This is a genomic window from Streptomyces tricolor, from assembly GCF_002155905.1.
Taxonomy (GTDB): Bacteria; Actinomycetota; Actinomycetes; order Streptomycetales; family Streptomycetaceae; genus Streptomyces; species Streptomyces tricolor.
Genome location: NZ_MUMF01000098.1, coordinates 1 through 14,572, shown reverse-complemented (window position 1 = coordinate 14,572; position 14,572 = coordinate 1). Strand labels below are relative to the sequence as shown.

The following is a 14,572-nucleotide window of genomic DNA, read 5'->3' as shown; positions in this document are numbered from 1 at the left end:
GCCCCGGCCGGGGCCGACGCCGTCGAGGCGGTCTGTTCGGGCGGGACGCTGCCGGCCGCGGACGCCGCCTATGTGCTCGGTTCGCTGGTCGACAAGTCGTTCGTGGAACAGGTCGGCGACGGCTACCGGATGCTGGAGACCGTGCGGGCGTACGCGGCGCGGCGGCTGGCCGAGGCGGGCGAGCGGGAAGCGGTCCGGGCCCGCCTGGTCCGTCACTTCGCCGACGTGGCCCACGCGCACGAGCCGCTGCTGCGCTCCGCCCGGCAGCAGGAATCGTTCGCGCTCTTCGCAGCCGAGTACGACAACCTGGTGTGCGCGCTGCGGGCCGCCGTCGAGGGACGGGACGCGGACGCGGCGGCCCGGCTGCTCGCTCCGCTGTACTGGTACTGGACCGCGCTGCGCTACGACGCACGCGCCGAGGCCCTGGTGGCCGAGGTCTGCGGGCTGGGCGACGCGCTGCCCGAGGACGCACGGGCCGCCTTCACCGCGATCGACCTCCTGGCCGGCGACGGCGACCCGGCACCCGACGCCGAACGGGCCCGTGCCGTGATCGAGGACTGCGCCCGCACCGGGGCCTTGGAGCGCTATCCGATGCTGCTCCTGCTGACGCTTCCGATGGGGTCTCTGCTCGGTCTGGACGATGTGGTGCGACCCCTGCTCGGGGAGGTGCGCGGGCGCGCGGACCGGTGGGCCGTGGGCTGTACGTTCCTCGTGGAGGCCTTCGAGCGGCACGAACGCGGTGACTGGGAGGGCCTGGCGGGGGCGACGGCCGGCGCCCTGCGCGAGTTCGAGGCGGCGGGCGACGGCGTGTGCACGGCGATGGCACTGGCGGGTGTGGCGCGGGTCCGCTCCGTCCAGGGCAGGCATCAGGAGGCGGTCGCCGCCTATCGGCGCGGACTCGCCCTCGTACCCCGGGACGAGGTGCAGGCCCGGCTCGGGCTCGCCACCGAACGGATGCGCGGCGGCGACCTGGCGGGCGCCCGGCACGACATCGACGAGGCCGAGCAGGCGGCGCGGGACCGCGGGGACGACCTCGCCCGGCTCGCGGCTCTGGTCTGCCGGGCCGACTGGTACCGCCGCGCCGGACAGCCGGACCGGGCCGATCTCCAGCTGGACCGGATGGAGGCGCTCGGCCGGGAGGCGTCCCTGTCCGAGGAGGCCGTGCAGGACTGGGTCGCGCCGGCCCGGGTGGCGAACCTGCTCACGGCCGGCGATGCCGTACGGGCGCGCGCGTTGCTGCCCGGAGCCGTCCGTGCGGCCTTCGCGCACCGGGATGCCGCGCCGGCCGCCCAGCATCTGGCCGGGCTGTTGCTGGCGGAGGGGGATCCGGCCGGCGCGGCCACCGCGCTCGGCATGAGCGAGGTCATCCGTGGTGCCTTCGACGACGGCGACCCGGAGCTGCGGGAGCTCGCCGCCCGGCTCGTGCGTCGGCTGGGCCGCGCGAGGTATTCCGCCGCGTACGGCCGGGGCGCCGCCATGCCGCGGCAGGAGGCGCTCGACCGCCTGCGCCGGATGGCCGACGGCTCCTGACAGCGGGACGTCCGGTCTGTCAGCACACGATCAGAGCTGTCTCAGCGCCGGTCGGCACCGTCGTCCCCGTACCGAGAAGCGGGCCGGCGGCGGAGTCCCGGCAGGGGGCCCGGCCGCGCCCGCGAGGAGGAGAGCGACATGACGAACTCCACAAGCACCGGGCGTGAGAAGCTCCAGCGGATGCTCGACCGGGCGGTGGCGGAGCTGGGCGTGCCCGGCATCGTCGCCGAGGTCCGCGACGCGAACGGAACCTGGTTCGGCTCCGCGGGGGTGGCCGACAGGGAGTCCGGCCGCCCGCGCCAGGAGGGCGAGCACCTGCATGTCGGCAGCGCGGGGAAGGCGTTCACGGCGGCCGCGGTGCTGCGGCTGGAGGCCGAGGGCAGGCTGAGCATCGACGATCCGGTGGAGAAGTGGCTGCCCGGCGTGCTGAACGTCAACGGCTACGACGGCAACAGGATCACCCTGAGGCATCTGCTCAACAACACCAGCGGGCTGTTCATCACCGGACTCGCACCGGAGCTGTCCCGCCGCTACGCCACCCGCTCCGCGTTCGCCGCGCACCGCTACGACATCTGGACCACGGACGAACTGGTGAGGCTCGCGGTCTCCCAGCCCCCGCTGCACGCACCCGGAGCGGCCTTCGCCTACTCCAACGGCGGTTTCCACCTCGCCGGCCTGGTCATCGAGAAGGTCACCGGCAACAGCTACGCGGAGGAGGTCGCGCGCGCCGTCGCCCAGCCTCTCGGCCTGACGCACACCTATGTGCGTCCCCCCGAGGACATCGGCTACCCGGAGCCGCACCCGAGGGCGTACACGGGCCTGTTCCTGAAGGACGGTGCCGACCCCGCGGACATGACCGTGGAGAACTGGCAGTCGATGCTGGAGGAGCCCGGCCAGCCTCCCCTCGACACCACCGAGTTCAACACCTCCTGGGCCTGGTCCGCGGGCAACGTCGTCTCCACGACCGGCGAAATGATCCGGGCGTTCGAGGCGCTCGCCACCGGCCGTCTGCTGCCGGACGCGCAGCACCGCGCGATGTGGACCACGGTCTCCACCGAGGGCGGCCACTGGATGCCGCATTCCCGGTACGGCCTCGGCGTGTTCGAGCTGGACGAGGCGGTGACCGGCGGACTGCGGCTGCGCGGCCTGGCCGGCAGCATGCAGGGGTCCCATCTCGTCGTCGTCGGCACCGCCGACGGCGAGCAGACGATCGCCGTGCACACGAACACCGAGGCCAAGGGCTGGGAGGTGGTGTTCAGGGCCGTCGAGGCGCAGTTCGGCATCCCGCCCATCGGGAGGCCGTAGCAGCGGGGTGTGCCCCGGGCCACGCATCAGGACCGGGGCAGCAGGGGGGCGTGCGTGTCGTCCGGCCGCTCACGCCCCCGCGCTTCCGCAGCCACCACCGCCGCCGCCTGCGCCGCACCCGCCGGCATACCCGCACGAGCCCCAGTCCGCGGAGGTGCCCCACCCGCCGCCGGAGTCGCCGCCGTGGGCCGGGTCCCCGGCCCGCCAGGTCTCCGGGGTGATCAACGCCCCGAGCACCGGCTCCCGGGAGGCGGCCAGCCCGCCGAGGGCGACCGCGCCGACCGGGGTGACGGCGAGAGCGGTCAGGGCGCCCGGCGGGCGCCAGGGGGCCGGGCGGTCCGGCTCGGCGCGCAGCGTGTCGAGCAGGGACCGGACGCGGTAGGGCGCCCGGTCCTGGGCCGGCTTGACCAGCGTGGCCGTGGCGGTCGCGAGCGCGGACAGCGCCACACCGGCCCACCAGCGCTCACGGGTACCGGCGGTGAGGTCCCACACGGTCAGCGCCGGCGCCAGGGCCGCCGCCCACCACAGCAGGCGGCGCGCACGGAACTGTCCGCGCCTCAGGGAGGGAGCGATCAGCAGCCCCTCCGCCTGGAGGCGTTCACCGACGGACCGCACCGCGCGGCTCGCCGCGGCCTCGGCGACCAGCTTGCCGGCGCGTTCGCTGCGGGAGACGCCCGCCGCCACGACCAGTGCCTTCTCGATACCGGCCGCCGCGTCCGGCGCGTACCCGCCGTCCCGGACGGTGACCGTGCCGTCCTCGGCCACGGACAGACGGCCCTGCCCCGCCATCCGGAACAGCACCGTCACCACGGCCCGGCGCGGTCCACCCGCCAGGAAGGCCAGCTCCTCGGCGGACAGGTCCTCGCGGACCGTCACATCCGCCCTCAGCATCACCGCGATCCGCACCGCGACGACGAGCCGATACCCGATCGCGCCCGCCGTCAGGACCAGCGCCGCGAGACCGACCCCTTGGTCCAGCATGACCGACCCCCCGTATCCCCCGTCTGCTCAAGGTGGTTGTCCCCACAGCGGCAGATCGACAAGCTCACCGGCGGGGAACCCCCGTTGCGTTTCGGGGATGCGGACGCCCGTCAGGACGATGCGGTGCGTCTCGTCTCTGCCGAGGTCACCGGCGCCGCAGCAGGTACTTGTGCTGACCGGACAGCACGAGTTCGCCGCGCTGGTTGTGGAGGGTGGCGGCCGTGGTGACGACTCCGTCGTCGCCCCGGGGCTCCAGCCCCGTGATGGTGAGTGCCGGGTACAGCGTGTCCCCGGAGTGCACTTCGGCCAGGAAGGCGCAGGAGAGTTCGAGGAAGCTGATGAACACGTCGCCGATGAAGTGCGGGAACAGGGTGGCGCCGGGGGCGGTGAAGGCGAGCACCTGCAAGCCGTGCACCACCGGTGCCGGATGGCCGTGCCTGCGGGCCCATTCCGCGTCGTAGTGCACCGGGTGGTTGTCCGCGGAGACGGTCTGGAAAGCCGCGGCGTGGGCGTCCGTCAGGGTGCGGCTGGGCGCCCGGAAGACCTCGCCGACCCGCAGGTCCTCGAACGTCCTGGCCGGCACGACGTGGAAGGTCTCGGGGTCGAACGCCTCCGGTGTCACCGGTGCGGTGCGGGGCTGTGCCATCGGGTTGTCCTCTCGTGGGGGTGGGGTGTCGTCCGGGCCGGGCAACGGACGTGGTCGTTCCGCGGGGGCGTCCGGGCGTGCCGGACGCCCCCGCGTCGGGGACCCGGTCACGGTCGCGGGGCTCCACGTCCCCGGGGGCGATGCCCGTCGTCGGACGCGGGAACGAGTGACCGGCCCTGGTCAGTGTCCGGAGCGAACCGTGCGAACGGCCCTCAGGATCAGGTCGGTGACGGGTCCGGGGTCGCTCACGGACACCGCGTGCGGGGCCCGGACGGCAACCGTGCGGGCGCCGGCGCGCTCGGCCATCCACCGCTCGGCGGCCGGCGGGATGTTGCGGTCCTCGGTCGCCACGAGGTACCAGCTGGGGATCGTCTTCCAGGCGGCGGCGGTGGCGGGTTCCTGGAGCGCGGCGAGGGTGATCGGCCGCTGCCCCGCGGCCATGACCTGTGCGGTCCGGACGGGCACACCGGCCGCGAACTGCCGGCGGAACAGGTCCTTCTTGATGATCAGTTCCTCGCCCTGTCCGCCGCCGGGCAGCGGGTAGTACTGGGTGACGGTGGCCTGCCCCAGGGTGCTGCCGGGGAACGTGTCGGTGAGCTGGAGCGCGCTCTCCCCGACCTCGGGTACGAAGGCGGCGACGTAGACCAGGGCCCTGACGTGCGGGGTGTCGGCCGCGGCCTGGCTGATGACCGCTCCGCCGTAGGAGTGCCCCACCAGCACGACCGGCCCGGTGACGCTGTCCAGGACACTGCGGATGTAGGCGGCGTCGCTCGCCAGTCCGCGCAGGGGCAGGGCCGGCGCCAGCACGCGGTGGCCGTGCCGCTGGAGGCGCTCGACCACCCCGCTCCAACTGGAGGCGTCGGCGAACGCGCCGTGGATCAGGACCACGGTGGGTGTGCCCGGGCGCCCGTGCGGTCCGTGCGGGTAGTGAGCCGGGTGCGGAGCGGGCGGTGCCCGAGGTGCCCAGCGCGGCGGCGCCGGCCAGGAGGGACGCGGTCACGGTACGGCGTGAGATCGGTGAGTTCATCGGTCGCTCTCTGCGAAGGGGGTGGGAGGGGGCCGTGCCGGCACGGCCGGACGGGTGTGGCAGGCAGCCGGTGTCTCAGGCGGAGACGGCCCGGACGGCTTCCTCGATCAGGTCGACGACGCGCTGGGGGTGGGAGAGCATCACCAGGTGGGAGGAGTCGACCTCGACGGTGGTCATGCCGGCCCGCTGGTAGCCGTAGCGCTCCACGTCCGGGTTGATGGTGCGGTCGGACGAGGCGACCAGTCCCCAGGAGGGCGTGGTCCGCCAGGCGGCGGCCGGCGCGGCGTCGGCGAACGCCTGTGCCGCGAGAGGGCGTTGGGAGACGGCGAGGACCTCGGCGAGACGGACGTCGACGTCGGCGGCGAAGACGGCCGGGAACTTGTCGGGCCGGACCGACACGTCGGTGCCGTTCTCGGTCGAGCCCTCGACGGGGAAGGGCGTGCGGACGAGTGCGGCGGCAAGGTCGGAGTCCGGGAAGCGGCCCTGGAGTTCACCGAGGCTCTCGCCCTCCTCCAGGGCGTAACCCGCCAGGTAGACCAGTGCCTTCACGTTGTCCTCGGTACCGGCGACCGTGATGACGGCTCCGCCGTAGGAGTGGCCCACCAGCACGACGGGACCGGGGATCTGACGGACGATCGAGGCGACGTACGCGGCGTCGCCGATCAGGCTGCGGTTGGGCACGGCCGGGGCGACCACGTCCAGACCGCGGGCGATCAGCCGCGGGACCACCTGGGCGTAGCTGGAGGCGTCGGCGAACGCGCCGTGCACGAGGACGACGGTCGGCTTGGCGGGACGGGACATGGGAGTACTCCCTTTCGGGGTGTCGTGGTCAGTGCACGGGACGGCCTGCCGGCCGAGGCGGCCGGCGGTGAGCGGGATGCCGCTGGTACGTGAGGGACCTTAGAACCGGCGGGCGGGGTGTTTTTGTCCGTCAGCGCCCTGCTTGTGGCCTGTCCGTGCCCGGGGTACGGGTCAGCCGTTCCGGGCAGTCAGGTGGAGCTGCTGCGGGCGGCCGGCCGGGAACGGTGAGGGCCTCGCCCTGCGTGTCGTTCCCCCGGGAGACGGGGTGGCAGGCGTCGGGGCACGGCGCCGGCCACGCTCCCCCAGCGGACCTTCGCGGCGGCGCCCCTCGGCGTCGGAGACGTCTTCACGCTCCGCGGCCCGACGAGTCGTTCGTCCGGATCCGCTCCGTGTCCCGCTCCCCCGCGGTCACCACCGGCCCGGCGGCGGCGTAGAAGGCGTGGGTCACCTCGGGCGTGGTGCCTGCCACGAGCAGTGCGCGGGCCTGCTCCTCGTGACGCCGGTCGCCGGCCGTGAGCCGGCTGTGGTGCTGGGCGAGGTGCTCCGCCCAGGAAGCCACCACATAGTTCTCGATGAACCGGTCGGGATCCCCGCCGTCCTGGAAGAGGCCCCAGGTCAAAGCTCCCGTGCGGTGCCGGGAACGTGCCACGTGCCGCATGCGCCCGGTGAAGGCCGCCCAGTTCTCCGGAGCGATCCGGTACGTGACGGAGACGAGGACCGGGCCGTCCGCCGGCCCGGGGTCGAACACCAAGGGCGGAACCGGCCAGTGGTCGGAGGGACTCGGGTCGAGCCCCTCCGCGCTGCGCAGCGGCCATCGGCGCACGCTCAGCGCGCCGACGACCAGCAGCCCGGCGCCGATCAGCAGAGTGACGGTCAGCCCCAGCCCGTCGGCCAGCGCTCCCCACACCGGTGCGGTCAACGCCTGTCCGCCCTGGAACACCACCAGATAGACGGCGAGCCCCCGCCCCCTCACCCAGCCGGGCAACCGCTGCTGCACGGCGGCGTTGAGGGTGGACAGCACACCGATCCAGGCCAGCCCCGCGGGCAGCAGTGCGACCGCCGCGAGCCAGGGGGACCGGGTGATGGCCAGCACCACCAGCGTCCCGGCGAAGACCGCCGCCCCCGCGGCAAGGGTGCCGTTGGCGCCCAGCCCCCGGCGGATCAGGGGCAGCGCGAAGGCCCCGCTCACCGCACCGGCACCCACGACACCGAGCAGGACCCCGTACCCGTCCGAGCCGAGTCCCAGGGAGCGGCTCGCGACGAGGGGAAGCAGCGACCACAGGGCGGCTCCGCCGGGGACGAAGGCGGCCGTGCGCAGCAGGACCCGGCGGACGCCGGGAGCGTGCCGGACATAGCGCCGGCCGGCCTGCACGGCTGCGAGAAGCCCTTCGCCGCGGGCGGTGGGCCGTGGCGTCACCGGGCGGCGCCACAGCAGCAGCACGGCCGCGATGCCCAGATACGACAGGGCGTTGAAGGCGAAGACCCAGCCCGCGCCCATGGCGGCGACCACCACGCCGCCGAGAGCCGGACCCACGGCGCGGGCCAGGTTCATGTTCACGGCCCCCAGCGCCGCCGCCTGCCCCAGTTGCTCGCGCTCCACCAGTTCCGGCTGGAGCGCCTGCCAAGCCGGGCCCATCAGGGCGGTGCCGCAGCCCAGCAGGAAGGTGAGGCCGAGCAGGAGGCCCGGGTCGAGCGCGCCCCGGAACGCGAGTGCGGCGAGCGCGGCGGAGACGGCGAGCATGGCGAACTGGGCGGCCAGGAGCACCCCGCGGCGGTCGTAGCGGTCGGCCAGCACACCGGAGGGCAGCGCGAGCAGGACGACCGGGAGGCTGGAGGCCGTCTGCACGAGCGTCACCAGGGCGGCATCGTGCCCCACGAGCAGCCACTGGGCACCGACCGTCTGCATCCAGGTGCCGGTGTTGGACACCAGTTGCGCGATCCACAGCGCGCGGAAGACACGCGCCGCGAACGGCGCCCACGCCGAGTTCTCCGCCGGGTTCACGAGCGTGGCCTCGTCCCGTCGGCGGCGGCCCGATGGCGGCGGGCGGTGGCTGCGGGCGCCGTGAGCGGTGCCGCGGCCGGGACCGACCGGATCCGCCGGCCGGGCCCGGCGGCCGCCGCGCCGACCGGTGCGGCCTCCGCTCCCGGTCCGGTCGGGGCCGCCGCCGGGGGCAGGACGGCCGTGGCAGGGTCCGGACCGCCGAGGCACCGGGCGACCGTGTTCCGGAGCCCCGTGGCGGTCCCCGGCACCGCGAGGAGACGGTGTTCCACCGGGCCGGGGCTTTCCCCGTGCGCGACCGCGACGGCGCGCACCGTACCGGCGGCCCGGAGCGCCGGGGCCGCGGTGGCCGCGGTGACCTGGGCGGTGTCGGCCATGGGTATGCCTTTCGGGTGACGGGCCGGCGGATACCGGCACGGCGCGCGTGCGAGACCGCGCTGCGGCTGTTTCGCCGTCACGTTATGGGGGGCCGTGCCGGCCCGGTTCGTGGTCAGCGCACCGGCATCTGTCCGAGAGCGCACGACCTGCCGCACCGGGCACCGGCCCGCTCCGCTCGTCCGGGCACGGCGTCGGCCGGAGGGACGGCCTCAGGAGAGCCCGTCGCCGTCCGTCCCGGCCGGCTCCTCGTGGTGGTGGGACGGCATCCAGTGGTGCTCGGTGAACCAGCGGCCGAACATGGCGCCGCCGTAGATGACGTACCCGACGCCGATGAGCCAGGACTCGACGACGAGGACGGTGCCGACGGCGCCGTAGCTCAGGGCGTTGTCGACGATGAGCGGGGTGAAGACGAGGTAGGAGAAGGCACGCAGGCCGACCAGGCCCAGGACCGTGGCCACCGCGCCGGGCAGCAGCGAGCGCCAGTGCACCTGGCCGCCGAGCAGGAAGCGCTGCCCCCACCAGAAGAAAAGGACGCCGCTCACCATGGACAGCACGATCCGTACCGTCCCGTGCAGCGCCGACTTGGTCGCCGCCTCCTGGTACAGGTACGCCATCAGCACCACCAGCCAGGTCGCCTGCCGCCACACCCGGTGCCAGGGCCCGGAGGCCAGGCCCCAGATCCGCTCGTAGGCGTTCTGCACGCTGCCGCCGAAGGACACGCCGAACACGGCGAGCAGGATGCCACCGAAGGCGCTGGTGGTGCCGATGACCTTGCGCGGGGGGCTGATGATGTCGGTGAGCACGTGGGCGGACCGGCCGGACAGCCCCATGCCGTCGGTGAGCCAGGAGGCGAAGCCGCCCCGCACCAGGGGGTCGGCCGCGGCGACCACGATCAGCAGCGGCGCCAGCGTCACCAGGGCCAGGGTGGCGAATCCCATGGCCCGGTGCATCAGCTCCAGCTCGCGGCCGCGGTCGAACAGGGCCCGCAGGCGCAGCCAGACCCACGCGCTGTGCAGGCCGCGCCGCAACCGCCTCAATGCTCCTCCCGCGCTCGCCGCCCGCACGCTCCGCGGTGCCGGTGCATCCAGCCTGGCACGCAGCGGGCGGCTCGCAGCCCGAGGGCGGGCACCGGTGCGGTCGCGCTGCTGCGCACGAGTGACCGTCCCGCACGGCGACACGGTCGGCGCGTCCGCCGTTTGCGGCCCGCGTCGGCGGAGAATCGGACGCCGTGCCTACCACCGACCACCACGCGCCGGGCGGCCGGCGGCGAACGCTGATCGTGAGCGCGAGCATGGGAGCCGGTCACGACACCGTGGCCGCGGAACTGGCCCGCCGGGCCGCGGCCCGGGGCCACCAGGTCCACGTCGTCGACGTGCTGCGGCTGCTGCCGTACGGCCTGGGCCCGGGGCTGCGCCGCGGCTACCAGGCGTCGGTGCGGCATCTGCCCTGGGTGTACGCCGGTGTCTACGGCGCGTTCCTGCGCGGCGGGCCCGGCCGGCGGCCGAGCGGGGTCCCGCTGGCCCGGCTCGCCGGGGACCGGCTGACGGAGCTGGTGGACCGGCTGCGCGTTGACGTGGTGGTGCCGGTGTTCCACCTGGCGGCGCAGCTGACCGGCCATCTGCGGGAGCGGGGCGGGCTGCGGGTGCCGAGCGTCGTCTTCCTGCTCGACTTCGCGGTGCACCGGCAGTGGCTGCATCCGGGCAACGACCGGTATCTGTGTCTCACGGACGCGGCGGCGGAGGAGGTGCGCCGGTTCCTCGCCGTGCCGGTGGTCACCACCGGCCCGGTGGTCGCGCCGGCCTTCCGGGCGCCGGTGCCCGGGGCGGCCCGGTGGCGGGAGCGGTTCGCCGGGCGGGCGCCCGGCCGGCCCCCGGTGCTGCTGTCCGCCGGTGCCTGGGGCGCGGCGTCCCGCCCGGCCGCCACCGCGCGGCTGCTGGCGGCGGGCGGCTACCTGCCGGTGGTGCTGTGCGGCCGCAACGAGCGGCTCCTCGCCCAGCTCGCCCGGGAACCGGCGGCGCTCCCCCTGGGCTGGGTCGACGACATGCCCGGCCTGCTGGCCGCGTGCTACGCGCTGGTGGACAACGCGGCGGGCCAGACCGCCGTCCAGGCCCTCGCCACGGGCCTGCCGGTGATCGGCCACCGCCCGCTGCCCGGCCACGGCGCGGACGGCGTACGCCGCATGGCCGACCTCGGCCTGTCCGAACTGGCCCCGACCGGCCCCGCCCTGCTGGCGGCGCTCGCCCGCCTCCGGGAGGGCACCGCGCAGCGCCGGATCCGCGTGACCCGCGGCCGTGCCCTGTTCCGACGGGACGCGCTGGACTGCGTGACGGACCTGTGAGCGGGCGGGATGACGGACGGATGGCGGACCTGTGAGCGGTCGGGCCGGCCGCGCCGCCTACCCGCCGGTGCTCCGGCCCCGGACCGGGCCCGGGCCGTGGTCGCGCAGGGGGCCGACCGTCAGGCCCGCCGTGCGGCAGTCCTGGACGATGGCCGGCAGGGCGGCCAGGGCCGTGTGCCAGCAGTCGGGGGCGGAGTGGCGGTCGGAGTCGTGGAGCAGGACGGTGCCGCCGCCGCGCAGGTCCGCGGCGATCCGGGCGCGTACGGACGCCGGCGTGGCGTCGGCCGTCCAGTCCCGGCCCCACGCCGACCACAGCACCGTCCGCAGCCCGGCCCGCCGGGCGGCCCGCCAGCGGCTGGTGGTGAGGATGCCGTACGGCGGGCGGTACCACCGCGGGCGGTGACCGGTGAGGTCGTGCACCGTGCGGACGGTCCGGGCGACTTCTTCGGCGTCGCGGGCGAACGCGGGCCGCCAGGGCCGGTCGTGGGTCCAGCCGTGCACTCCCAGCTCGTGCCCGCGCCGTACCGTCTCCCGGACCAGCTCGGGGTGGCGGACCACGTGCTCGCCGAGCACGAAGAAGGTGGCCCGCGCCCCGAGCGCGTCCAGCGCGTCGAGGAAGCGCGGGGTGGACGCCGGGTCCGGTCCGTCGTCGAAGGTGAGCGCGATGTGCCGGCGGCGGCCGGTGCCCGCGAGCCCGGGGAAGAGCAGCAGCCGTACACCCGGGAGCCAGGTGGCCGCCGGGCCGATGTGGGCCGCGGCGAGACCGGCCGGCAGCAGGACGGCGGCCGTCCGCAGGGCGCGGCCGGACACGGGGGGCATCGGTGGCCTACCTCCTCGGGGTGCGGGGCAGCGCGGCGGCGGATCCGGGCTGCGCCCGCGGGTCGGTGGTGTCCCATTCCCCGCCGACGGACGGAGCGTGCGCCAGGCCGATGCTGCCCGCGCCGATCAGGGCGACGCCGATCGCCTCCGGCAGCAGGCTCAGGCCCAGACGGATCGACTCGGCGAACAGCACCCAGCCGAGTACGACGCTGGTGAGGGCGTCGCCGAGGGTGAGGGCGGGCTGGGAGGCGGTCAGCGAGCCCGCGCCGAGCGCGCCTTGCAGCAGCAGGAAGGCGACGAGCCCGGCGGCCCCCGTGGCGTACAGCGCCCAGTGCCCGAACATCGCCGCGGGGCCCTGCCCGAGCCGCCCCACGGCCTCCTTGAGCAGCGCCGCGGTCAGGGCGAAGCACACGGCGGAGGCGAGACCGAGCAGCGCGGCCCGGGAGGCGCCCCGGGTGGGGCGTGCGACGACCATGAGCAGGACGACGGCGCCGAGCGTCCCGCCGCCGCCGAGCAGCCAGTCCTCCGGCGGCGCGGTGGGCCGGCCGGGGGACGGCGAGGCCGCCAGGAGGAACAGGGCGAGCCCGCCGGCGAGGGCGACGAAGGCCAGCCAGGTCCGGCCGTCGGGGCGGCGCCGGAAGACGAGACCGCCCACGGCCAGCGTGAACAGCAGCTCGGCGGCGAGCAGCGGCTGGACCAGCGACAGGCTGCCCACGGCCAGCGCCCCGGCCTGGAGCAGGCTGGACAGCGCCAGCATTCCGGCGCCCGCCAGCCAGGAGGGGCGCCGCAGCAGCCGGGTGTACCGGCGCACGCGGGGCTCCGCCGTGCCGGCCCGCTCCGGTTCCTGGACGGCGGCGCGGCGCTGGAGCACCGAGGCCGCCGCGTTGGACAGGGCGGCGAGCAGGGCGAGCACCACCGTGAGGCCGGTCATGGCGGTCACCCGAAGCGGGCGGCGAGCCGCCGGTAGAGCCCGGGCGCGGCCCCGCGCACCCGCGCGGGCAGCCGCAGCCACCCGGGGACGTACACCTCGTCCCGGTCGTGCAGGACGGCGGCGCACACCGCGTCCGCGACGCGCTCGACGGGGACGGGCCGGGGCCAGGAGCGCGTGTAGGGGGTGCCCCGCCGGTCGAAGAAGGGGGTGTCGACCACGCCGGGGACGACGTGGGTGACGCCGACTCCGGTGCCGCGCAGCTCGTAGCGCAGGCAGTCGGCGAAGGTGGCCACGGCGGCCTTGGCGGCGGAGTAGACGGCTTCGCCGCGCACGCCCACGCTGCCGGCGAGGGATCCGATGAGCACGACGCGTCCGGATCCGGCGGCGACCATGTGGGGCAGCACGGTTCGTACCAGGTGCACGGTGGCCAGCAGGTCGACGCCGACGATCTCGTCGATGCGCGCAGCGGGCATGCCGGTGAAGTCCCCGGCCCAGCCCACGCCGGCGCCCGCCACGAGCAGGTCGAGCCGGCCGAGGTGGTCCAGGGCGAGGCCGGTGAGCCGGTGGTCGGCGCCGGGCCGGGCCAGGTCGGCCGGGAGGGGGAGCGCACCGGTCTGGGCGGCCACCTGCTCCAGCCGGGTGACGTCGCGTCCGTTCAGGGCCAGCCGCCAGCCGCCCTCGGCGGCCAGCCGGCGGGCCACGGCCGCGCCGATGCCGGAGGAGGCACCCGTCACCAGCGCGGTGCCGCCGCGGCCGGGGCGCGGGACGGTGACCGCCTCGCCGGCCGTGGCCGCGACCGGCCGGGTGTCGTTCGACGGTCCTGCGGGGGACGGGGCATGGGACATGGTGACGACCTCACTGCGACGGCATGTGCACGGGCTCGCGGACTCCGGGGCCGAACCTTCGCGGTGTATCCAGGGCGCCACACACTGAAACGCCGCGCACGGCGAGCACGGGGCAGGGACCCGAGCCCGCGCATGGACAAACGTTGCCGTTCCACTGACAGCACCCCAGGGCCACCGGCGCGGCCGGGGACGCGGGCGTGGCCTTGCGACCGTCACCGCGCTGCGGCGGGCCGGCGGCTCGGCCGCAGGGACACGGCGGCGGCCCCTCGCCCGTCCGGCGGAGCGCTTGAGACCGCGTGGGCGGGTAACTCGCAGGGCAGATCACCACAACGGCGGAAGGAGACGTCATGCCGGGCGGGAACGACCACGAGGACCGGCAGGAGTCGGCCCTGGAGGAGGTGCTCCGGGAGGTCGAGGAGGCCGAGAAGCGCGACGAGGAGAAGGCCGCCGCGGACCGTTCGGGCGAGGCCGGGGACGCGATCACCCCGAACACCGGGGCGCAGGAGCAGGCGAAGGGCGACTGAGGTCAGCCGGGCGGCGCGCCCAGGGGGTGCCCGGCGCCCGGACCACCCCGTGCAGGTCCGCGGCCATGGACCGGCCGGTGCGGCGGGACCGGTCCCGGCCCGCTCCTCCTCCAGATGGTCCGGGCCGGGACCGGGGCCCAGGCGCCAGGAGGTCCACATGGTGGGCGCCGCCCCCGTTGCCGGTGACGCCCCCGCCGGCCAGGCGTCGCCCTCCCACTCGCGCAGCTGCTCGACGACGACCCCGGCCGGCGCCTCGGTGTCGGAGGGGTCCGGTGGCCTCTTCGGCGTCCGGTGGCCCTCTTCAGCGTGCAGCTGATCACTGGTGCTTTCCTGCGGGCCGGGTACCCGAGCCCCATGGACCATCATCGAGGACCCCTGCTGCCCCCGGCCCGCGGCCCGCTCTCCGCCGCGCAGGTACGCGATGACCGCGGCGGAGGGCGGGCCGCGG

12 protein-coding genes and 2 pseudogenes are annotated in these 14,572 nt (G+C 75.6%); 4 read left to right on the top strand and 10 right to left on the bottom strand.

Annotated features, from left to right (window positions below; all coding sequences use genetic code 11):
• Together CCN44_RS44330 and CCN44_RS08210 are read left to right on the top strand one after the other, a co-directional pair.
• A pseudogene (locus tag CCN44_RS44330) lies at positions 1–1,530 on the top strand (AfsR/SARP family transcriptional regulator); the annotation flags it as partial.
• A gap of 138 nt (positions 1,531–1,668) precedes the next feature.
• On the top strand, positions 1,669–2,835 hold the full coding sequence (locus CCN44_RS08210) for a serine hydrolase domain-containing protein (RefSeq protein ID WP_086697241.1): 1,167 nt from the start codon (positions 1,669–1,671) through the stop codon (positions 2,833–2,835).
• Between the two features lie 69 nt (positions 2,836–2,904).
• Here CCN44_RS08210 and CCN44_RS47345 read toward each other — a convergent pair whose 3' ends face one another.
• The 7 genes and pseudogenes from CCN44_RS47345 to CCN44_RS08175 form a co-directional block, all read right to left on the bottom strand.
• Positions 2,905–3,816, bottom strand: coding sequence for a TIGR04222 domain-containing membrane protein (locus CCN44_RS47345; protein ID WP_086697240.1), 912 nt, complete (start codon positions 3,814–3,816; stop codon positions 2,905–2,907).
• A gap of 145 nt (positions 3,817–3,961) precedes the next feature.
• Positions 3,962–4,462, bottom strand: a complete 501-nt coding sequence (locus CCN44_RS08200) for a MaoC family dehydratase (RefSeq protein WP_059246815.1) — start codon at positions 4,460–4,462, stop codon at positions 3,962–3,964.
• Between the two features lie 180 nt (positions 4,463–4,642).
• Positions 4,643–5,489: pseudogene (locus CCN44_RS08195) on the bottom strand (alpha/beta fold hydrolase).
• Between the two features lie 75 nt (positions 5,490–5,564).
• The gene (locus CCN44_RS08190; RefSeq protein WP_086697239.1) at positions 5,565–6,290 is read right to left on the bottom strand and encodes an alpha/beta fold hydrolase; all 726 of its coding nucleotides are present in this window, start codon (positions 6,288–6,290) and stop codon (positions 5,565–5,567) included.
• Between the two features lie 346 nt (positions 6,291–6,636).
• Positions 6,637–8,292, bottom strand: coding sequence for an MFS transporter (locus CCN44_RS08185; RefSeq protein ID WP_086697238.1), 1,656 nt, complete (start codon positions 8,290–8,292; stop codon positions 6,637–6,639).
• On the bottom strand, positions 8,289–8,666 hold the full coding sequence (locus CCN44_RS08180; RefSeq protein ID WP_086697237.1) for a hypothetical protein: 378 nt from the start codon (positions 8,664–8,666) through the stop codon (positions 8,289–8,291). Before CCN44_RS08180 ends, CCN44_RS08185 begins: the two co-directional genes overlap by 4 nt.
• A 210-nt stretch (positions 8,667–8,876) precedes the next feature.
• On the bottom strand, positions 8,877–9,704 hold the full coding sequence (locus tag CCN44_RS08175; protein ID WP_411292783.1) for a ribonuclease BN: 828 nt from the start codon (positions 9,702–9,704) through the stop codon (positions 8,877–8,879).
• A gap of 191 nt (positions 9,705–9,895) precedes the next feature.
• Here CCN44_RS08175 and CCN44_RS08170 point away from each other — a divergent pair, with 191 nt between their 5' ends.
• Positions 9,896–11,005 carry an MGDG synthase family glycosyltransferase gene (locus tag CCN44_RS08170; protein ID WP_086697235.1) on the top strand — a complete coding sequence of 370 codons (1,110 nt, stop codon included), beginning with the start codon at positions 9,896–9,898 and terminating at the stop codon, positions 11,003–11,005.
• A gap of 57 nt (positions 11,006–11,062) precedes the next feature.
• Here the strand turns inward: CCN44_RS08170 and CCN44_RS08165 are convergent, their stop codons facing one another.
• Genes CCN44_RS08165 through CCN44_RS08155 form a run of 3 tightly spaced genes read right to left on the bottom strand, consistent with a single transcriptional unit; the run spans position 11,063 to position 13,600 of the window.
• Entirely contained in the window at positions 11,063–11,824 is a 762-nt protein-coding gene (locus tag CCN44_RS08165; protein ID WP_086697234.1) for a polysaccharide deacetylase family protein, read from the bottom strand.
• Between the two features lie 7 nt (positions 11,825–11,831).
• Complete coding sequence (locus CCN44_RS08160; RefSeq protein ID WP_059246807.1) at positions 11,832–12,755, bottom strand: DMT family transporter; 924 nt, start codon at positions 12,753–12,755, stop codon at positions 11,832–11,834.
• A gap of 5 nt (positions 12,756–12,760) precedes the next feature.
• Positions 12,761–13,600, bottom strand: coding sequence for an SDR family NAD(P)-dependent oxidoreductase (locus CCN44_RS08155; RefSeq protein ID WP_059254697.1), 840 nt, complete (start codon positions 13,598–13,600; stop codon positions 12,761–12,763).
• 347 nt (positions 13,601–13,947) lie between these two features.
• Here CCN44_RS08155 and CCN44_RS44950 point away from each other — a divergent pair, with 347 nt between their 5' ends.
• Positions 13,948–14,124, top strand: coding sequence for a hypothetical protein (locus tag CCN44_RS44950; protein WP_167403954.1), 177 nt, complete (start codon positions 13,948–13,950; stop codon positions 14,122–14,124).
• The last annotated feature ends 448 nt before the right edge of the window (positions 14,125–14,572 follow it).